The sequence below is a fragment of the Streptococcus parasanguinis genome (assembly GCF_047463195.1).
Taxonomy (GTDB): domain Bacteria; phylum Bacillota; class Bacilli; order Lactobacillales; family Streptococcaceae; genus Streptococcus; species Streptococcus parasanguinis_R.
Window position 1 is genome coordinate 40,372 of the sequence record NZ_JASHEI010000008.1, and the last position, 20,889, is coordinate 61,260.

Sequence of the window (20,889 nt, forward strand, 5' to 3'; positions counted from 1 at the left end):
TTGTAGTTAAAACCGGATAGGTGGTGAAAGTCATTTTACCAAGCTATCCTAGTATGGAAAAAGGAGCTAAAAACTTTGGCAGGACATGACGTTCAATACGGGAAACATCGGACCCGTCGTAGTTTTTCAAGAATCAAAGAGGTTCTTGATTTACCAAACTTGATTGAAATCCAGACAGACTCATTCAAAGATTTCTTGGATCATGGCTTGAAGGAAGTATTTGAAGATGTGCTTCCCATCTCAAACTTCACGGATACAATGGAATTGGAATTTGTGGGTTATGAAATCCGCGAACCTAAGTATTCGCTTGAAGAAGCGCGCATCCACGATGCTAGCTACTCAGCACCAATCTTTGTGACCTTCCGTTTGGTCAACAAAGAAACAGGTGAAATCAAGACCCAAGAAGTTTTCTTTGGTGATTTCCCAATCATGACTGAAATGGGAACCTTCATCATCAATGGTGGAGAACGGATTATCGTATCTCAGTTGGTCCGCTCACCAGGTGTCTACTTCAATGATAAGGTGGACAAGAATGGTAAAGTTGGTTATGGATCAACTGTTATCCCTAACCGTGGGGCTTGGTTAGAGCTTGAAACCGACTCAAAAGACATTGCTTACACACGTATCGACCGCACACGTAAGATTCCATTTACAACTCTTGTGCGTGCTCTTGGATTCTCTGGAGATGATGAAATCATCGATATCTTTGGGGATAGCGAATTGGTTCGTAATACCATTGAAAAAGATATCCACAAAAATCCAATGGATTCACGGACAGATGAAGCCCTCAAAGAAATCTACGAGCGTCTTCGTCCGGGTGAACCAAAAACAGCGGAAAGCTCACGCAGCTTGTTGGTAGCTCGTTTCTTTGATCCACGTCGTTATGACTTGGCTCCTGTCGGTCGCTACAAGATCAACAAGAAACTCAATATCAAGAACCGCTTGTTGAACCAAACAATCGCAGAACCATTGGTAGATGCTGAAACAGGGGAAATCCTTGTAGAAGCTGGTACTGTCATGACGCGCGATGTGATCGACAGCATCTCAGAACAATTGGATAACGGTTTGAACAAAATCACCTACATTCCAAATGATGCTGCTGTTTTGACAGAACCAGTAGAATTGCAAAAATTCAAAGTTGTCGCTCCAACAGATCCAGACCGCGTTGTCACCATCATCGGAAATGCCAACCCATCTGACAAAGTACGGATTGTAACTCCAGCAGATATCTTGGCAGAAATGAGCTATTTCTTGAACCTGGCAGAAGGTATTGGTCGCGTGGATGATATCGACCACCTTGGAAACCGTCGGATTCGTGCCGTTGGTGAATTGCTTGCCAACCAAGTGCGTCTTGGACTTTCACGGATGGAACGAAACGTTCGGGAACGGATGTCTGTACAAGATAACGATGTCTTGACACCACAACAAATCATCAACATCCGCCCAGTAACTGCAGCAATTAAAGAATTCTTTGGATCTTCACAGTTGTCACAGTTCATGGACCAACACAACCCACTTTCTGAGTTGTCTCACAAACGTCGTTTGTCTGCCTTAGGGCCTGGTGGTTTGACACGTGACCGTGCCGGATATGAAGTGCGTGACGTGCACTATACCCACTATGGTCGTATGTGTCCAATCGAAACACCTGAAGGACCAAACATCGGTTTGATCAACAACTTGTCATCTTACGGACACTTGAACAAATATGGCTTCATCCAAACGCCATACCGTAAAGTGGACCGGGAAAAAGGTGTAGTCACCAACGAAATCGTTTGGTTGACAGCCGATGAAGAAGATGAGTACATCGTCGCTCAGGCTAACTCTAAGTTGAACGAAAAAGGTGGCTTTGCTGAGCCAATCGTTATGGGACGTCACCGTGGTAACAACCAAGAGTTCCCATCTGATCAAGTCGACTACATGGACGTATCTCCAAAACAAGTAGTTGCCGTTGCGACAGCATGTATTCCTTTCTTGGAAAACGATGACTCCAACCGTGCCCTCATGGGTGCCAACATGCAACGTCAGGCTGTGCCATTGATTGATCCAAAAGCCCCTTACGTGGGTACTGGTATGGAATACCAAGCAGCCCATGACTCAGGAGCTGCGGTCATTGCTCAACACGATGGTAAAGTTACTTATGCAGATGCAGACAAGGTAGAAGTTCGTCGGGAAGACGGTTCGCTTGATGTTTACCATATCCAAAAATTCCGTCGTTCAAACTCAGGTACGGCTTACAACCAACGTACCCTTGTAAAAGTTGGCGATGTCGTTGAAAAAGGCGACTTTATCGCTGACGGTCCATCGATGGAAAAAGGGGAAATGGCCCTTGGTCAAAACCCAATCGTCGCTTACATGACTTGGGAAGGGTATAACTTCGAGGATGCCGTTATCATGAGCGAACGCTTGGTGAAAGAAGATGTCTACACATCTGTTCACTTGGAAGAATTCGAATCAGAAACACGCGATACCAAATTAGGCCCTGAAGAAATTACCCGTGAAATTCCAAACGTTGGGGAAGATGCTCTTCGTGACTTAGATGAAACAGGTATTATCCGTATTGGTGCGGAAGTAAAAGAAGGCGATATCCTTGTCGGTAAGGTAACACCGAAGGGTGAAAAAGACCTTTCTGCTGAAGAACGTCTCCTTCACGCGATCTTTGGAGATAAATCTCGTGAAGTACGTGATACTTCTCTTCGTGTACCTCACGGTGGAGATGGAGTCGTTCGTGATGTTAAGATCTTTACGCGTGCAAACGGAGATGAATTGCAATCTGGTGTGAACATGTTGGTTCGTGTTTACATCGCACAAAAACGCAAGATCCGCGTCGGAGATAAGATGGCCGGTCGTCACGGAAACAAAGGGGTTGTGTCTCGTATTGTTCCAGTTGAAGATATGCCTTACCTTCCAGACGGTACACCGGTTGATATCATGTTGAACCCTCTTGGGGTGCCATCACGTATGAATATCGGTCAGGTTATGGAACTTCACCTTGGTATGGCCGCTCGTAACTTGGGTATTCACATCGCAACACCAGTCTTTGACGGAGCAAGCTCAGAAGACCTCTGGGATACTGTGAAAGAAGCTGGTATGGATAGCGATGCTAAGACCATTCTTTACGATGGACGTACAGGTGAGCCATTTGACAACCGTGTCTCTGTCGGTGTCATGTACATGATCAAGCTTCACCACATGGTTGATGATAAACTCCATGCCCGTTCAGTCGGACCATACTCAATGGTTACCCAACAACCACTCGGAGGGAAAGCTCAGTTTGGTGGACAACGTTTCGGGGAAATGGAAGTGTGGGCCCTTGAGGCTTATGGTGCATCAAATGTCCTTCAAGAAATCTTGACTTACAAGTCAGATGATGTCAACGGACGTTTGAAAGCTTATGAAGCAATTACCAAAGGTAAACCAATTCCAAAACCAGGTGTACCAGAATCCTTCCGCGTTCTTGTCAAAGAATTGCAATCTCTTGGTCTTGACATGCGTGTCTTGGACGAAGATGATCAAGAAGTGGAACTTCGTGACCTCGATGAAGGGGAAGACGATGATGTGATTCATGTGGATGACCTTGAAAAAGCACGTGAAAAAGCAGCCAAGGAAGCAAAAGCAGCCTTCGATGCTGAAGAATCAGAAAAATAATCAGTAAAAATGATTGTCTTGTGAGAAACCAATGCTTCTGACAGGATGATTCGATAACAAGATACAGACACAAGGAGGTGGCAAGAAAGTTTTCTTTCTTTCCCCACCTAAGCTGTATCCAAATGAAACAAGTATGAAAACAAGGAAAGGTAAGAAATAGTGGTTGATGTAAATCGTTTTAAAAGTATGCAAATCACCCTAGCTTCTCCAAGCAAGGTCCGTTCATGGTCTTATGGAGAGGTCAAGAAACCTGAAACAATCAACTACCGTACATTGAAACCAGAACGTGAAGGTCTCTTTGATGAAGTCATCTTTGGACCTACAAAAGACTGGGAATGTGCGTGTGGGAAATACAAACGGATCCGTTACAAAGGGATCGTTTGTGACCGCTGTGGGGTTGAAGTAACACGTGCCAAGGTTCGTCGTGAACGCATGGGGCACATCGAGTTGAAAGCGCCTGTATCACACATCTGGTACTTCAAAGGCATCCCTTCTCGTATGGGATTGACTTTGGATATGAGTCCTCGTGCCCTTGAAGAAGTTATTTACTTCGCAGCTTACGTGGTGATCGATCCAAAAGATACACCACTTGAGCACAAATCCATCATGACAGAACGTGAATACCGTGAACGCTTGCGTGAATACGGACCAGGTTCCTTTGTCGCTAAGATGGGTGCAGAAGCGATCCAAGACCTCTTGAAACAAGTGGATCTGGAAGCTGAAATTGCTCTCTTGAAAGAAGAATTGAAGACTGCAACTGGTCAAAAACGTGTGAAGGCTGTGCGTCGTTTGGATGTCTTGGATGCCTTCTACAAATCTGGCAACAAGCCAGAATGGATGGTCCTCAACATCCTTCCGGTTATTCCACCAGATCTTCGTCCGATGGTCCAATTGGATGGTGGCCGTTTTGCTGCCTCTGACTTGAACGACCTTTACCGTCGGGTTATTAACCGGAACAACCGTTTGGCACGTTTGCTTGAGTTGAATGCCCCTGGTATCATCGTGCAAAACGAAAAACGGATGCTCCAAGAAGCCGTTGATGCTTTGATCGATAACGGTCGTCGTGGTCGTCCGATCACAGGACCAGGTAGCCGTCCATTAAAATCATTGAGCCACATGCTCAAAGGGAAACAAGGACGCTTCCGTCAAAACTTGCTCGGTAAACGGGTTGACTTCTCAGGACGTTCCGTTATCGCCGTTGGTCCAACTCTTAAGATGTACCAATGTGGTGTACCGCGTGAAATGGCGATCGAGCTCTTTAAACCATTCGTGATGCGTGAAATCGTTGCGCGTGATATCGTGCAAAACGTCAAAGCTGCAAAACGCTTGGTCGAACGTGGAGATGAACGCATCTGGGATATCCTAGAAGAAGTGATCAAAGAACACCCAGTTCTCTTGAACCGCGCACCGACCCTTCACCGTTTGGGGATCCAAGCTTTTGAACCTGTATTGATTGACGGGAAAGCCCTTCGCTTGCACCCACTTGTCTGTGAAGCCTACAATGCCGACTTTGACGGGGACCAAATGGCCATCCACGTACCGCTTTCAGAAGAAGCCCAAGCAGAAGCTCGTATCTTGATGTTGGCTGCTGAGCACATCTTGAATCCAAAAGACGGTAAACCAGTTGTTACCCCATCTCAGGATATGGTATTGGGGAACTACTACCTCACTATGGAAGAAGCTGGTCGTGAAGGCGAAGGCATGGTCTTTAAAGACCGTGATGAAGCGGTCATGGCCCTTCGCAATGGCTATGTTCACTTGCATACCCGTGTCGGAATTGCGACCGATAGCTTGAACAAACCATGGACAGAAGCGCAACAACACAAGATTCTCTTGACAACTGTTGGTAAGATCCTCTTTAACGATATCATGCCTGCAGAGCTTCCATATCTTCAAGAACCAAATAATGCCAACTTGACAGAAGGCGTTCCAGCTAAGTACTTCTTGGAACCTGGTCAAGATGTCAAAGCAGCGATTGAGAAGTTGGAATTAAACGTTCCATTCAAGAAGAAAAATCTTGGAAATATCATCGCAGAAATCTTCAAACGCTTCCGTACAACCGAAACATCTGCTTTCTTGGACCGCTTGAAAGACTTGGGTTACCATCACTCAACCCTTGCCGGTTTGACAGTGGGGATTGCCGATATTCCGGTCGTTGAAGATAAGGCAGAAATCATTGAAGAATCTCACAAACGTGTGGAACAAATCACCAAACAATTCCGTCGTGGTTTGATCACGGATGACGAACGCTACAATGCCGTTACAGCTGAATGGCGTGCAGCCCGTGAGAAATTGGAAAAACGCTTGGTGGATAACCAAGATCCGAAGAACCCAATCGTTATGATGATGGACTCTGGAGCCCGTGGTAACATCTCAAACTTCTCGCAACTTGCCGGTATGCGTGGTTTGATGGCCGCTCCAAATGGACGGATCATGGAATTGCCAATCCTGTCAAACTTCCGCGAAGGTTTGTCAGTACTCGAAATGTTCTTCTCAACTCACGGTGCCCGTAAAGGGATGACCGATACGGCCCTCAAGACAGCCGACTCAGGTTACTTGACTCGTCGTTTGGTTGACGTGGCCCAAGACGTCATTATCCGTGAAGATGACTGTGGAACAGACCGTGGACTTGTGATCCGTGCCATTACTGATGGTAAGGAAATGATCGAGCCACTCGAAGAACGCTTGACTGGTCGTTATACCAAGAAATCTGTTAAACATCCTGAAACAGGTGAAGTCATCGTTGGTCCAGATACCTTGATTTCAGAAGACCTAGCACGTGAAATTGTCAAAGCTGGTGTTGAAGAAGTCACTATCCGCTCTGTCTTTACATGTAACACCCGCCATGGTGTCTGCCGTCACTGTTATGGTATCAACTTGGCGACTGGTGATGCGGTTGAAGTGGGTGAAGCAGTCGGAACTATCGCTGCCCAATCTATCGGGGAACCTGGTACACAGTTGACCATGCGTACCTTCCACACGGGTGGGGTTGCCTCAAATACCGATATCACTCAGGGTCTTCCTCGTGTCCAAGAAATCTTTGAAGCCCGCAATCCAAAAGGGGAAGCGGTCATCACTGAGGTCAAAGGGGAAGTCACAGCCATCGAAGAAGATGCTTCTACACGGACCAAGAAAGTCTTTGTTAGCGGAGCAACTGGTGAGGGCGAATACGTTGTCCCTTACACTGCCCGCATGAAAGTCGAAGTGGGAGATCAAGTCTCTCGTGGTGATGCTCTGACAGAAGGATCTATTCAACCAAAACGTCTCCTTGCCGTTCGTGATGTCTTGTCAGTTGAAACATACCTTCTTGCGGAAGTACAAAAAGTATACCGTAGCCAAGGGGTAGAAATCGGCGACAAACACATCGAGGTAATGGTGCGTCAAATGATCCGTAAAGTACGTGTCATGGATCCAGGAGATACAGACCTTCTCATGGGTACTCTGATGGACATTACAGACTTTACAGATGCCAATAAGGATGTCCTTATCTCTGGTGGAGTTCCTGCAACTGCTCGTCCAGTCCTTATGGGAATTACCAAAGCCTCTCTTGAAACCAACAGTTTCTTGTCAGCGGCTTCCTTCCAGGAAACAACTCGTGTCCTTACTGACGCAGCGATCCGCGGTAAGAAAGACCATCTCCTTGGACTTAAGGAAAATGTTATCATTGGTAAGATTATTCCTGCAGGTACAGGTATGGCTCGTTACCGTAACTTGGAACCACAAGCAGTTAATGAAGTTGAAATTATCGAAGAAGTGCCATTAACAGATGGAACAGTCGATGAAGTTCAAACAGCTGAAGTCGTAGAAGAATAAGAAAATAAGTCGGAACTACAAGTTCCGGCTTTTTTTTGCAAAAATAATAAAAATTTATTATTTGAAAAATAATTGTATAATTATTGAATTGTTTTTTTACCAAAAATATTAGCCCGGTAAAAGTCGTGCTGTAAATACTTACAATTAGTGATTATATGGATATGTATTCTAAACACCAAAATAATAAAATGACTAACTATTAGTAATTTCTTTATAAAACCCAAAATCGGTTTGACATTTAAAGTCATTGGCGGTAGAATGAAAAAAGATGTACACAAATTAAAAAAATGTCGAATTACATGCATGTCGACGGGGGAAGTTTATGGGAAAATTGAAAATTATGGTTGTGTTTGGGACGCGACCGGAGGCCATTAAAATGGCCCCTTTGGTGTTGGAGTTGCAAAAACAAAAGGAGGTTATTGAGACCATTACGGTGGTCACTGCCCAGCACCGTCAAATGCTGGACCAAGTCTTAGAAACCTTTAACATCGTACCTGATTACGATTTGGATATTATGGGGAAAAGCCAGACCTTATTGGACATTACCTCTAAAATTCTGAATCAATTAGATCCAGTTATCAAAAAAGAAAAGCCGGATATGGTGCTCGTCCATGGAGATACGACAACCACCTTTGCGGCGAGTCTGGTTGCCTTTTACAATCAAGTCCGCATTGGTCACGTCGAAGCTGGTTTGAGAACCTTTGATAAATATTCACCGTATCCAGAAGAGATGAACCGTCAAATGACGGATGATTTAGCGGATCTGTATTTTGCGCCGACAGGCGAAAGTAAGGCCAATCTCTTAAAAGAAAATCATCCGGAATCCTCTATTGTAGTGACGGGAAATACTGCCATTGATGCGCTGAAACTCACGGTTCAAGAGGACTATCACCACGAAGTGTTAGATCAATTGGATCCAGATAAAAAAGTCATCCTGGTCACCATGCATCGAAGAGAAAATCAAGGCCAACCCATGCGAGCGGTCTTTGGGGCTCTGAGAGAAATGGTGGATCAAGAACCGACTATTGAAGTGGTTTACCCAGTGCATCTTAGTCCAGCGGTCCAAGAGGCGGCAAACGATCTATTAGGAGAACATGATCGGATCCACCTCATTGAGCCTCTAGATGTGCTGGATTTCCACAACTTAGCTTCGAGAAGTTACTTTATCATGTCGGATTCAGGTGGGGTGCAAGAGGAGGCGCCATCATTAGGAAAACCGGTATTGGTATTGCGCGATACAACGGAACGCCCAGAAGGGGTTAAAGCGGGGACTTTGAAATTAGTTGGTACGGATCCTGCCGTCGTAAAATCCACGATGACAGAGCTCTTAACCAACGAAAGCCTGTATCTTCAAATGGCAAATGCCCGGAATCCTTATGGGGATGGAAAAGCTTCTGAGCGAATCGTACAAGCCATTAAACATTACTTTGGCCAGGGAGAGGCTGCCGAAGAATTTCATGAGGGAGAGAAAGAATAAATGAAAAAAACGGAAAAGTTAAGTAGATGGTTGCTGATTTTGATTGTTTTCGAAGTACTTCTTTTACTTTACTGCTTGTTTTTTGCAAGAGAGATTCTGATTGAAGAAGGATTGTTCTTTGTTTTAGGATTATTTTCTGCTATTGTTTTATCGGATTTATTGTTGACATGGACCATCCTGTTGTCATTTGCCCTTGGGATTGTCTTTTTGGTGGCAGGTGTCGTCTATATCCCATTTCATCAAGCCTTGCTCTTGCTCTTTAGTTTTCCGATCTTGATTGGAATTTTGACCCGAATTCGCTATCACCTCTTTAAAGAGATTGCAAAAGTGAAGGATCAAGAGCCAGAAGCTTACGCAGATTACCGCAACCGCATTGCTTCTTATGGTGGGGAAACCAATGATACGATTCAGGCCTTACTCATTCACTGGTCGCACGAGGAATTGTTTTTCCAATTGCAACCGAGAGAGTACAATCGGACCTTGAACCAAATCAACTATTTGTTAACGCATCATCTGAAGCCAAATGAAAGCTTGTATTATGTATCAGACGGTAATTTCTTGATCTTATCTTCTGATAGCGAGCGGGATCTGAAGAGCGATTATATGACGGTCTTAAAACCACAGTTGGAAGGACTGGTGTTCCAAGGAGAAGATGGGGTTCAGGGCATCCAATTTCAGTCAGGATTTCTTGTAGTGGATCAATCCAATCGAACCAAATACCATCGCTATAAAGAAATGATTCGTTACTTAAAACGTCAACTTGAAACAGATATTATTGTGGAATATTAGGAGGAAAACATGTCTCTTACAAATATATTTTTTAATATAGCTGTAGGCATCAGTGTATTTTTTGCCTTGTGCTTTATTGTATTATTTGTAGCTTATACGGTGATTTACCGCCGTGTCAATAAAAACTTTAAGGCGGTGGACCATGATTAGTCAAATTGTGATGATTATTGCCTTGATTTCGATTTGGTTATCCTTAGCCTGGGGCTTAGTAATCCTCTTTTCAGCCGTTCATTTTTGGTTTAAACACAGTGATTTTCGTGTCAATACGGATCCGCTTCCTTATTATCCAAAAGTGACGATCGTTGTGCCCGCCCATAATGAGGATGTGGTCATTGCACAAACAGCCAAAGCGATCCTTGATATGAACTACCCACATGATCGTGTTGAATTACTGCTCTTTGCGGATAATTGTTCCGATCACACCTATGAGGAGTGTTTGACGGTTAAAGCATTGCCAGAGTATGCAGGACGTGATTTGACCATTATCAATCGAAGTGGGACAGGTGGGAAAGCCGGTGTGCTAAATGACGCTTTGGCGATGGCAACCGGAGACTATATCTGTGTTTATGATGCAGATGCCATGCCTGAAAAGAACGCCCTTTATTTCCTTGTGAAAGAAGTCCTCAAAGATCCAGAACGTCATGTGGCTTCTTTCGGCCGCAATAAAACGCGGAATGCCAATCAAAACTTTTTGACCCGCTGTATCAACCAAGAGATTGTTGTCACCCAACGGGTTCATCATGTGGGCATGTGGCATCTCTTTAAGATTGGACGGATTCCAGGAACTAACTTCATTATTCAAACCGAATTTGTCAAGAGTATTGGAGGATGGAAAAACGGTGCCTTGACTGAGGATACGGATATTTCCTTCAAGATTATGCAAAGTGGGAAGTTGATTGCGCTAGCCTATAATTCAGAAGCTTTCCAACAAGAGCCAGAGACTCTGAAGAGTTACTATATGCAACGGAAACGTTGGGCCAAAGGGAATTATGAAGTGGTTCTTTCCAACTTCAAGCATTTATTTGGTAAGGGAAATTGGCGCGTGAAGTTGGAAGTGACCAACTATTCCTGTGTCTTCTTCTGGTTTAATGCGGCCATCGTCTTATCGGACTTGATCTTTTTTGCCAATATTCTGGCCATGTGTATCCATACAGTGGTGCCAGGTGTGCAAATTCCATTTGCCTTTGATTCTGAAAATATCTACATTGCGCAATTGATGCTCTTCAATTGGATCTTGATGATTGGGCTTTATCTGCTTCAGATTAATGTGGCTCTTGCCTCACAATTTGGTCAAGCCACTACCAAGCAAATTTGGTTGGCCTTGGCTGCCTATTTCACCTATTCTCAACTGTTTATCATTGTGTCGATTGATGCCATCTCTTCGATTGTGATGGATAAACTATTGCACCGGAAAGAAACCAAATGGGTTAAAACAAAACGATTCGCAGGATAGGAGAAATTATGAAAACGAAAAAGATGAGATATGTATGGTTTCTAGTCATCCTTTGCATTTTCTGTTTGACCTTGTTTTTAGCGAGAACGAGAAGTAAAGTGGAGATGCGAAATCGAATTTATCATCAGTGGAATGAGCATTTTGTTGTTTCAAAAGGGAAAGAATCCTATGTTCGAACCACCAATGATAGCAATCAAACAGTAGTGTTATCCGAGGCACAAAGTTATGGAATGCTCATTACTGTTGCAGCTGCCGAAAAAGGACAAGCCCAACAAGCAGACTTTGACCGACTCTATCACTATTATCTAAATCATCGCTTGGAAGGTACCCAATTGATGTCTTGGAAACAAACCATCAGCAATGGAAAAGCAAAGGATGAGGATCATAACGCTACAGATGGAGATCTCTACATCGCCTATGCTCTTCTAAAAGCCGCTCAGAAATGGCCAAAGCAAGCCAAAGACTACCAGGCTCAAGCCAAAGCGATTTTAGAAGATATTCTCGCACACAACTACAATGAAGAAACTGGTGTGTTAACGGTGGGGAATTGGGCTAATCAGGACTCGGAGTTTTATCATTTGATGCGGACGTCTGATACATTGCCAGCGCAATTCCAGATCTTTTATGAAGTGACAAAAGATTCGAAGTGGTTGGATATCAAAGAAAAGATGTTGCAGCAGCTCCAAACGATCAGCTCCCAAACCAAAACAGGTTTACTACCTGATTTCATCTGGGTAGATGAGCAAGGAACGCGCGTAGCGGATCCCAAGACGATTGAATCCAAGTATGATGGTGCCTACTCGTATAACGCTTGTCGCCTTCCATACAACCTTGTTCAAAGTAAGGACAAAACCAGTCAACAATTGGTGAAAAAGATGCTTAACTTTTTCAAGAGTCAAAGAAACCTGTATGCAGGTTATGACTTGAAAGGGAAGGCCTTGAACAATCATCAGGCAGCAAGCTTTTTGGCACCGATTGTCTATGCCTCTGAACATGAAAAAGGCTATTTGAAGTTGGTGCAACAGAACAAGTATATCTTTACACAAGATCTACCTCTAAATAACTATTACGATGCAACCATGACAACTATGATTGCACTAGAATTGTTCTAAATACTTGAGAAAAGAGAGTTCCCCAAGATGGCTCGCCATTTTGTTGGGACTCTCTTCTTTTGATTCTCGAAAAAAGGACCCAAGAGAAATCAAGTAGTCTATTTTTGAAAAATAACTGTGAAAATCGCCTGAAAATACTTGAAAAATCATGTCCTGAGCAGAAAACTTTTATTCTCAAAGGATTTTCTATATAATAGAGGATACAAAGGATGGAAGAGTTTATGTATCGAGTGATTGAAATGTATGGGGACTGTGAACCCTGGTGGTTTCTAGATGGTTGGGAAGAAGATATCGTCAGTAGCCGGAAGTTTGAAGACTATTACCAGGCTTTGAAATACTACAAGCAGAAATGGTTGGAGTTAAATGAGCATTTTCCAAGTTATAAGAGTCGGAGTGACCTCATGACGATCTTTTGGGATACCAAGGAGAAAGAGTGGTGTGAGGACTGCAGTGAAGATGTGCAGTTTTTCCATTCGATTGTCCTTCTAGAAGACGAGCACAAGATCCCTAAAAGCAAGCTCCGCCCAGGCTACGAAAAGGAAAGAGGCAGTCGCAAACACCGTTCTTGTCAATATACACTCGATTCAAAAAAGGGGACAACCCTGTCATAAGAGACATTCGGAAGATTTTCTAGAGCGATCTAGAAAGTCTTCTTTTTTTGTCTTCTTTTTCGAATAGTATAAGTGAGAGGAGGAACTATGGTTCAAGAAATTGCAAAAAAACTAATCCGTATGGGGAAAAAGGAAGAAGCTCAGGATCTTTACTTCATTCCTCGGAAGGAGGAGTACCAAGTTTTTATGAGGGTGGGAGACGAGAGGCGCTTTGTGCAGTCCTTCCCTTTTGAGGAGATGACAGCTATTATCAGCCACTTTAAGTTCGTAGCAGGGATGAATGTGGGAGAAAAAAGGCGCAGCCAGCTAGGATCGTGTGATTACCCTTTGGAGAATGGAGTGGTTTCGATTCGCTTGTCAACGGTGGGGGATTATCGTGGCTATGAAAGCTTGGTTATTCGGCTCTTGCATGATGAGGAGCGAGAATTACGGTTTTGGTTTGATCAGTTGCCAGACTTGCAGAAGAAATTGGCTGGTCGTGGCCTCTATCTCTTTGCAGGTCCTGTTGGTTCGGGAAAGACCACTCTCATGCATGCGTTGGCGCAAGAGCGCTTTGCGGACCAGCAAGTCATGTCTATTGAAGACCCTGTCGAGATCAAGCAGGACAATATGCTTCAACTTCAGCTGAATGACCAGATCGGCATGACCTATGACAACCTGATCAAACTCTCCTTACGCCATCGGCCGGACCTTCTCATTATTGGAGAAATCCGAGATAGGGAAACAGCTCGTGCGGTCGTACGAGCTAGTTTGACAGGAGTCACCGTCTTCTCTACGATCCATGCCAAGAGCGTTCGAGGTGTTTATGAGAGGCTCTTAGAACTTGGAGTGAGTGAGGAAGAGCTCAAGATTGTTTTACAAGGTATTTGCTACCAACGATTAATTGCAGGAGGAGGTGTGGTCGATTTTGCGACGGAAAACTACCAAGAGCACTCAGCCAGCCGCTGGAACCAACAAATGGATCTCTTGGCTCAATCGGGATATATCCAGCTGGCTCAAGCCCAAGCCGAAAAAATTATCTACCGCTAAACAAAAGCAAATCATCGAATTGTTTTTGAATCTTTATTCGAGTGGTTTTCATCTGTCTGAGATTGTCGATTTTCTGGATCGCTCTCACCTAGTGGAGAGTCGTTTGGTTTCCCAGATGCGAGAGGATCTCTCGCGGGGCCGGAGTTTTTCAGAGATGATGGCGGGGATCGGTTTTTCAGATGCGGTGACGACACAGCTGTCTCTTGCTGAGCTCCATGGCAATCTTGCATTGAGCTTGGAGAAAATCAGTGCTTACCTTGAAAACATGCGCAAGGTCAAGAAAAAGCTGATTGAGGTAAGCACCTATCCTCTTATCTTACTTGGGTTTTTAGTTCTGATTATGCTAGGCCTCCGCAATTATTTGCTTCCTCAAATGGATGCTCAAAATATTGGGACGCAATTGATTAGTTCCTTCCCCCAACTCTTTTTGGCCTTAGGAGCAGGACTGGTAACCTTCTTCTTACTCGGCTTTCTCTATTATCGAAAGTCAGGCAAGATCAAGGTTTTTAGAACCTTGTCTCATCTGCCTTTCGGAAAAGGCATGATTCAAGCTTATTTGACAGCCTATTATGCCAGAGAATGGGGCAATCTGATTGGGCAAGGATTGGAGTTGTCTCAGATTTTTTCCATGATGCAGGACCAAAAATCCCAGCTTTTTCAAGAGATTGGAAGGGACTTAGCTCTTTCTTTAGATCGTGGCCAGTCCTTTTCAGAGACGGTCAGGGGGTATCCTTTTTTCAAAAAAGAATTGCCCCTTATGATTGAATATGGTGAAGTCAAATCAAAGCTCGGAAGTGAGCTAGAGATCTACGCAGAAAAAACATGGGAAGATTTCTTTCGTCGGGTTCACAAGGCCATGAATGTGATACAACCCTTGGTGTTTGTCTTTGTGGCTCTTGTGATTGTCTTACTCTATGCAGCCATGTTGCTGCCGATTTATCAAAATATGGAGGTTCATTTATGAAAACATTAAAAACCTATAAGGTTAAAGCCTTTACACTGATTGAAATGTTGGTGGTCTTATTGATCATCAGTGTGCTCTTATTGCTCTTTGTGCCGAATTTGACCAAGCAAAAAGACTCCGTGAAAGAGACAGGAAATGCAGCGGTTGTGAAGGTAGTCGAAAGTCAGGCTGAATTGTACGAGCTCAATCATACCAATGACCAAGCCACTCTATCAAAGCTAATTGCTGATGGAAATATTACCAACAAACAAGCAGAATCTTATCGTGCCTATTATGCGAAAAATAGTGGAGAAACTCGTGCGGTTGCAGATTAAGGCCTTCACCTTGGTGGAGACCCTTCTGACCTTGATGATCGTTAGTTTTATTTATCTGGGCTTATCGGGATCGATCAAGACGAGCTTTCAGCAGGTGGAAGAAAAAGTATTTTTTGCAGAGTTTGAACACCTCTATCAAGAAAGCCAAAAGATAGCCTTGGCAAGGCAAACGGAATTGGATGTTGAAGTGACTGCAAGGAAGATTCAAACGCCCTACCAGACGGTGGAGATTCCTGATTCTATCATTTTGCAAGATCCTAAAACTATTCGTTTAGACCGTGCAGGTGGCAATTCATCCCTGGCCAATGTTCACTTTCAGACACAGAGAGGAGTGGTGACCTATCAACTGTCGCTTGGAAATGGGAAAATTAAAAAAAGCATCCGTTCCCGCTAGTATTCTCATAGAATCTTTGGTAGCCTTGGGTTTATTTGCCATGATTACGACCTTATTGTTAGGGGAGATCCGGCGTTCGCGCAAGGAGCGACTAGCGGATTTCAAAGAGGTAGAGGTCTTATCTGTCGCTCAAATGGCGCTTCAGACAGGGCAAAATCATCTAGAGGCCAATGGTATTCAGGTTCAAGTCGAAAAAGATGCCGATCAACTCACGGTCTATCATCAAGGAAAGGTGGTGCTGCATGTGGAATAAAGGAAAGGTCAAGGCCTTTACCCTGCTCGAAGCCTTGGTCGCTCTCTTGGTGCTTAGTGGGGGAGTGTTGGTCTTTCAAGGCTTGACCAAGCTCCTGCATGCTGAATTGGACTACCAGGCGCATCAAAAGCAGGAAGAATGGATACTTTTTCAGCAACAATTGCAGGTGGAATTGGATCGGAGCCATTTTGAAAAAGTAGCGGACAATCATATCTACTTGGTTCAGGATCAAAAACCAATTGCCATTGGTCAATCTAAAGGGGATGATATCCGAAAAACAGATGATAAGGGCAGGGGCTATCAGCCTATGATTTCAGGAGTTCGCTCTAGCCAAATTTGGCAGGAGGGAGAGTTGATTCATCTACGGTTGAATTTCGAAGAAGGTCTAGAAAGGGAGTATGTCTACCATGTGGTACCAGCGATGCAAAATGAAAAAAGTTAAGGCTGGTGTCTTGCTCTACGCCCTCTTGATGGCAGCGATTTTTAGTCTCTTGCTTCAGTTTTACCTGCACCGTCAGGTTGCGGAGAGACGGATCTTAAAGACGAGTCAAGATCGCCTTCGGGCCTATGCTTTGGTACAATTGGCTCTTGAAAAGAGAAAGAGTGATGAGAAGACATCAGAGATTCATTTAAAGTCTGGAGATGTTCAGCTACAGCAGGACACTGGTTTTCTTCATGCTCAGGCTAAGATGAATGGCGAAAGCTATGAGTTTGTCCTTCCTGTAAGGGAAGAAAAGGAAAACAAGAAGAGTCAAAAAGAAAAGAAGAAGACGCAGAAAGATAAGGAGAAGGCAGGGACCGAAACGCCTTCTGAAAAGACGCCAAACGAGACCAAGGAACCATCAGAAAATAGCGAAAAAGACTAATTTTTGGTATGATAGTGTGCGGAGGAAATCATGAATTTCGAAAAAATTGAACAAGCCTATACCTATCTATTAGAAAACACTCAAAGTATTCAAAATGAATTGTCGACCAGCTTTTATGACGCCTTGATTGAACAGAATGCCATGTATTTGGATGGTAAGACGGATCTAGACATTGTTAAAAACAATAGCAAAAAATTAAAAGAACTAGGTTTAAGTAAGGAAGAATGGCGTAGAGCCTACCAATTCCTTTTTATGAAAGCCGCTCAGACAGAACCTTTACAAGCGAATCACCAGTTCACACCAGATGCGATTGGTTTTATCATTACATTTTTGATCGATCAGTTGGCTAAAAGCGACCAACTGGATGTCTTAGAAGTGGGAAGTGGAACCGGAAATCTCGCTGAGACTATTGTCAACAATAGCCACCTCACGATTGATTACTTAGGATTGGAAGTGGATGATCTTTTGATTGACCTATCTGCTAGTATCGCAGACGTGATGGAATCCAGTGTTGTCTTTGCACAAGGAGACGCGGTTCGTCCACAAGTGTTGAAAGAAAGTGACTTGATCGTTAGCGACTTACCGATTGGTTATTATCCAGATGATGCGATTGCACAGCGCTATCAGGTAGCGAGCTCCGAAGGCCATACCTATGCTCATCACCTTATGATGGAACAGGCTCTGAAATACCTGAAACCTCAAGGAGTAGCCATCTTTTTAGCTCCAAACAACCTCTTGACGAGCCCTCAGAGTGATCTGTTGAAAGCTTGGCTAACAGACAAGGCTCAAATCCTTGCCATGCTGACCTTGCCAGAATCTCTCTTTTCAAATCCAGCCTATGCTAAGACGATTTTCGTCCTACGAAAACAAGAAGAAGAGTCTGTTCAGCCCTTTGTCTATCCGTTTACCGATCTCCAGGATCATGACCAGGTGGTTCACTTTATGGAAAGTTTCCAAAACTGGTTAAAGGATAGTGAAATTTGATCAAAGATCTGATATAATAGAGGAAGTGAAAACGCTTAATGAGGTGAATATATGTCGAAAACAATTTCTATTAATGCAGGAAGCTCTAGTTTGAAATGGCAATTGTACCAAATGCCAGAGGAAACTGTTCTTGCAAAAGGGTTGATTGAACGGATCGGTTTGAAGGATTCTATTTCAACCGTTAAATTTGATGGACGCTCTGAAAAACAAGTATTAGATATCCAGGACCATACACAAGCTGTAAAAATTTTGTTGGATGATTTGATTCGCTTTGATATTATCAAATCCTACGATGAGATTACAGGTGTGGGTCACCGCGTCGTTGCTGGTGGAGAATACTTCAATGATTCTGCCTTGGTAGATGACGAAGTCCTTCGAAAAGTAGAGGAATTGTCTTTGTTAGCACCTCTTCATAATCCTGCAAATGCAGCTGGGATTCGGGCTTTTAGAGAGATTTGTCCAGATATTACCAGTGTTGTAGTATTTGATACTTCTTTCCATACAACCATGCCAGAAAAAGCTTATCGTTACCCTCTTCCAACCAAATATTACACAGAAAATAAGGTCCGGAAGTATGGCGCTCATGGAACCAGTCACCAGTATGTAGCTGGTGAAGCTGCTAAACATCTTGGAAAACCGTTAGAAGAATTGAAATTGATCACCTGCCATGTCGGAAATGGGGTATCTGTTACAGCGGTTGACAAGGGAATTTCTGTCGACACATCGATGGGCTTCACGCCTCTAGGTGGCGTCATGATGGGAACGCGGACAGGGGATCTCGATCCAGCGATTATTCCTTACTTGATGGAACATACAGAGGATTTCAATAAGCCTGAAGACATCAGCCGCATCTTCAATCGTGAATCAGGTCTTCTGGGTGTTTCTGAATCTTCTAGCGACATGCGGGATATTCATACAGCGATGCACAATGGAGACGAAAAAGCCAAATTGGCTTACGATATCTTTATCGATCGTTTGCAAAAATACATTGGTCAATACTTAGCTGTCTTGAATGGCGCAGATGCCATCATTTTTACAGCAGGGATCGGTGAAAATGCAGTAAACGTTCGTTCTTCTATTATCAATGGGATCAGCTGGTTTGGATGCAAGGTTGACCCTGAAAAGAACGTTTTTGGAGTTGTCGGAGATATTTCCACAGACGATTCCCGTGTGAAGGTATTGGTTATTCCAACTGATGAAGAGTTGGTGATTGCGCGTGACGTTGAACGTTTCAAAAATCAGTAAACTGAAATAAAGTGAGAAGGCTAGAGGCGAAAGCCCCAGTCTTCTTATTTTATACGAGAAAGAGGTTGTCCATTGAAAAAAATACAGTCTTTTGTTCGAGAGCACCCATTATGTAAGAATGCTCTCTGGCTCCTGCTTTTTGTGCCCTTATTCTTCCTCTCGCAATTCCCCCTCATCACCATGGTTTATTCTCTTCAAGACGGAATGGCCGCTGAGTGGGTCACTGTTCTCACGACCTTAGCTACAGTGGTGGCGCTCTTTATTTTTTATATAGTCATCAAAAAGAGCCCTCTGGAGAACATAGATGTTCGGGTGATTACCTGGCCGGCTCTGGGGAGAAATTTTCTTTTTCTTCTCTTATTGATGGCTAATAACCTGCTCGCCTATCCCTTGTTGAAACAAGAGGCAGGTGGTACGACGGCAAATCAAGCAGCTCTAAATGAACTGCAATCTCATGCTCCTTTTCTTGCTATGGGAATGGTCGTGATCCTTGTCGCTCCGATTCTAGAAGAGCTGCTCTGTCGGGCCATCATCCCTCGTTTGATCTTTCGAGGAGCAGAACCGATCGGTTACCTAGCTGGTGCTCTCTTTTTTACTTACTTACATGGACCGAGTACCTTGGGGGAATGGGTAGCTTACGGAGGCATGTCCTTGATCTTAACTTGGGTGGCTTATCGCTACAAGCGGATCGAGTATAGCATCTGTCTCCATATGACCTTGAATGCGCTGGCTTATTATTATCCGGCTGTATTCCTCCTTTGTTTATTGCCGGTATCGAGAGTTTTCTTCCATGATAAATTATGATAAAATGGTAGGTACCAATGAGTTTTGATGCAGAATCTTCGTACAGAAGGTCAGAAATCCGTATGGAGAGCAGACTCAGAGGTTTAGAACACTTGTTCTAGCCTCTTTTGTTCGCAATCATGCTGTAGGAAGGAAATCAAAGGAGAACGAAAATGATTGATAATAAATGGCTGAGTGGCCAAGGGACCCTTCTTTGTGGGATCTTAAATGTCACTCCGGATTCATTTTCTGATGGCGGTAAGTATACGAGTGTGGATGCAGCCTTGCAACAGGCGAGAAAACTGATCCAAGAAGGAGCTCAGATCCTCGATATCGGAGGAGAATCAACAAGACCAGGTAGTCATTATGTAGAGATCCAAGAAGAGATTGACCGCGTGGTTCCAGTAATTAAAGCCATTCGGAAAGAAAGTGATGTCTTGATCTCAGTGGATACCTGGAAGTCCCAGGTGGCGGCGGCGGCGCTCGAAGCTGGGGCTGATATTGTCAACGATATTACGGGTTTTCTTGGAGATCCTAAGATGGCTGCTGTCGTCGCGGAGCATGAAGCGAGCGCAGTTCTCATGTTTAATCCAGTGATGGCAAGACCGCATCATCCAAGTTCCACTATCTTTCCAAGTTTTGGTTTCGAACCAGTCTTTTCAGAGCAAGAGCTTCAACAGATGGCTCAAGAACCGATTCAAGACTTGATGTGGACCTTCTTTGACCGCTCGCTTGCGGTAGCGAAAGCAGCCGGTGTCCAGACGGATCGTATTATGTTGGATCCTGGGATTGGTTTTGGTTTGACCAAGCGTGAGAACTTACTCTTATTACAAGAACTCGGGACGATTCACCAAAAGGGGTATCCGATCTTTCTAGGGGTCTCCCGCAAACGATTTGTGGTCAATATTATTGAGGAAGCTGGATTTGAGACAGATCCTGCAACGGAGACTGGTTTTTGGAATCGGGACCTGGCTTCGAGCCATTTGACCAGTATTGCAGCCAGTCAAGGAGTCGAAGTGGTGCGGGTGCATGATATTCCCCTTCACAAGATGGCAGCCAGTCTGGGCCAAGCCATTTTCCAAGCCCAAGAGGCAGCAGATACCAATTTAAAACAATACAAGTAAATGAAGACAAAAGAACATCAGTTGGATCTTCGT

General features: G+C 44.0%; 19 protein-coding genes. All 19 read left to right on the forward strand.

Going from position 1 to position 20,889, the window contains the following annotated elements; all coding sequences use genetic code 11:
- Positions 1–75 precede the first annotated feature (75 nt).
- The gene (gene rpoB, locus QM870_RS07865) at positions 76–3,645 is read left to right on the forward strand and encodes a DNA-directed RNA polymerase subunit beta (RefSeq protein WP_023919659.1); all 3,570 of its coding nucleotides are present in this window, start codon (positions 76–78) and stop codon (positions 3,643–3,645) included.
- A gap of 159 nt (positions 3,646–3,804) precedes the next feature.
- A complete protein-coding gene (gene rpoC, locus QM870_RS07870) occupies positions 3,805–7,458 on the forward strand; it encodes a DNA-directed RNA polymerase subunit beta' (RefSeq protein WP_023919658.1) in 3,654 nt (1,217 codons plus the stop codon).
- A gap of 322 nt (positions 7,459–7,780) precedes the next feature.
- Positions 7,781–8,935, forward strand: a complete 1,155-nt coding sequence (wecB, locus tag QM870_RS07875; protein WP_155168049.1) for a non-hydrolyzing UDP-N-acetylglucosamine 2-epimerase — start codon at positions 7,781–7,783, stop codon at positions 8,933–8,935.
- On the forward strand, positions 8,936–9,724 hold the full coding sequence (locus QM870_RS07880; RefSeq protein ID WP_155200263.1) for an MMPL family transporter: 789 nt from the start codon (positions 8,936–8,938) through the stop codon (positions 9,722–9,724).
- 9 nt (positions 9,725–9,733) lie between these two features.
- The gene (locus QM870_RS07885) at positions 9,734–9,874 is read left to right on the forward strand and encodes a hypothetical protein (RefSeq protein WP_003004308.1); all 141 of its coding nucleotides are present in this window, start codon (positions 9,734–9,736) and stop codon (positions 9,872–9,874) included.
- On the forward strand, positions 9,867–11,177 hold the full coding sequence (locus QM870_RS07890) for a glycosyltransferase family 2 protein (protein ID WP_155200262.1): 1,311 nt from the start codon (positions 9,867–9,869) through the stop codon (positions 11,175–11,177). Before QM870_RS07885 ends, QM870_RS07890 begins: the two co-directional genes overlap by 8 nt.
- Before the next feature lie 8 nt (positions 11,178–11,185).
- Positions 11,186–12,289, forward strand: coding sequence for a glycosyl hydrolase family 8 (locus QM870_RS07895; RefSeq protein WP_049472876.1), 1,104 nt, complete (start codon positions 11,186–11,188; stop codon positions 12,287–12,289).
- A 221-nt stretch (positions 12,290–12,510) separates the two neighbouring features.
- Complete coding sequence (locus tag QM870_RS07900) at positions 12,511–12,900, forward strand: DUF1033 family protein (protein ID WP_247920117.1); 390 nt, start codon at positions 12,511–12,513, stop codon at positions 12,898–12,900.
- Positions 12,901–12,987: 87 nt separating this feature from the next.
- Positions 12,988–13,929 (forward strand): competence type IV pilus ATPase ComGA, encoded by a 942-nt coding sequence (comGA, locus tag QM870_RS07905; RefSeq protein WP_195189955.1) that lies wholly within the window; start codon positions 12,988–12,990, stop codon positions 13,927–13,929.
- Positions 13,862–14,893, forward strand: coding sequence for a competence type IV pilus assembly protein ComGB (gene comGB / locus QM870_RS07910; RefSeq protein WP_195189961.1), 1,032 nt, complete (start codon positions 13,862–13,864; stop codon positions 14,891–14,893). Before comGA ends, comGB begins: the two co-directional genes overlap by 68 nt.
- Positions 14,890–15,207, forward strand: coding sequence for a competence type IV pilus major pilin ComGC (gene comGC / locus QM870_RS07915; RefSeq protein ID WP_049489153.1), 318 nt, complete (start codon positions 14,890–14,892; stop codon positions 15,205–15,207). The genes comGB and comGC overlap by 4 nt, the downstream gene beginning before the upstream one ends.
- The gene (comGD, locus tag QM870_RS07920) at positions 15,197–15,601 is read left to right on the forward strand and encodes a competence type IV pilus minor pilin ComGD (RefSeq protein WP_049483607.1); all 405 of its coding nucleotides are present in this window, start codon (positions 15,197–15,199) and stop codon (positions 15,599–15,601) included. Before comGC ends, comGD begins: the two co-directional genes overlap by 11 nt.
- Entirely contained in the window at positions 15,567–15,854 is a 288-nt protein-coding gene (comGE, locus tag QM870_RS07925) for a competence type IV pilus minor pilin ComGE (RefSeq protein ID WP_003004353.1), read from the forward strand. The genes comGD and comGE overlap by 35 nt, the downstream gene beginning before the upstream one ends.
- Positions 15,844–16,296, forward strand: coding sequence for a competence type IV pilus minor pilin ComGF (comGF, locus tag QM870_RS07930; protein WP_061455749.1), 453 nt, complete (start codon positions 15,844–15,846; stop codon positions 16,294–16,296). The genes comGE and comGF overlap by 11 nt, the downstream gene beginning before the upstream one ends.
- Entirely contained in the window at positions 16,283–16,720 is a 438-nt protein-coding gene (gene comGG / locus QM870_RS07935) for a competence type IV pilus minor pilin ComGG (RefSeq protein WP_303470668.1), read from the forward strand. Before comGF ends, comGG begins: the two co-directional genes overlap by 14 nt.
- Positions 16,721–16,750: 30 nt before the next feature.
- The gene (locus QM870_RS07940; RefSeq protein ID WP_302692103.1) at positions 16,751–17,704 is read left to right on the forward strand and encodes a class I SAM-dependent methyltransferase; all 954 of its coding nucleotides are present in this window, start codon (positions 16,751–16,753) and stop codon (positions 17,702–17,704) included.
- 51 nt (positions 17,705–17,755) lie between these two features.
- Entirely contained in the window at positions 17,756–18,949 is a 1,194-nt protein-coding gene (locus QM870_RS07945; protein ID WP_303470665.1) for an acetate kinase, read from the forward strand.
- 72 nt (positions 18,950–19,021) lie between these two features.
- Positions 19,022–19,753 carry a CPBP family intramembrane glutamic endopeptidase gene (locus QM870_RS07950; RefSeq protein WP_414369259.1) on the forward strand — a complete coding sequence of 244 codons (732 nt, stop codon included), beginning with the start codon at positions 19,022–19,024 and terminating at the stop codon, positions 19,751–19,753.
- A gap of 152 nt (positions 19,754–19,905) precedes the next feature.
- The gene (gene folP, locus QM870_RS07955) at positions 19,906–20,856 is read left to right on the forward strand and encodes a dihydropteroate synthase (protein ID WP_049505966.1); all 951 of its coding nucleotides are present in this window, start codon (positions 19,906–19,908) and stop codon (positions 20,854–20,856) included.
- Positions 20,857–20,889 lie beyond the last annotated feature (33 nt).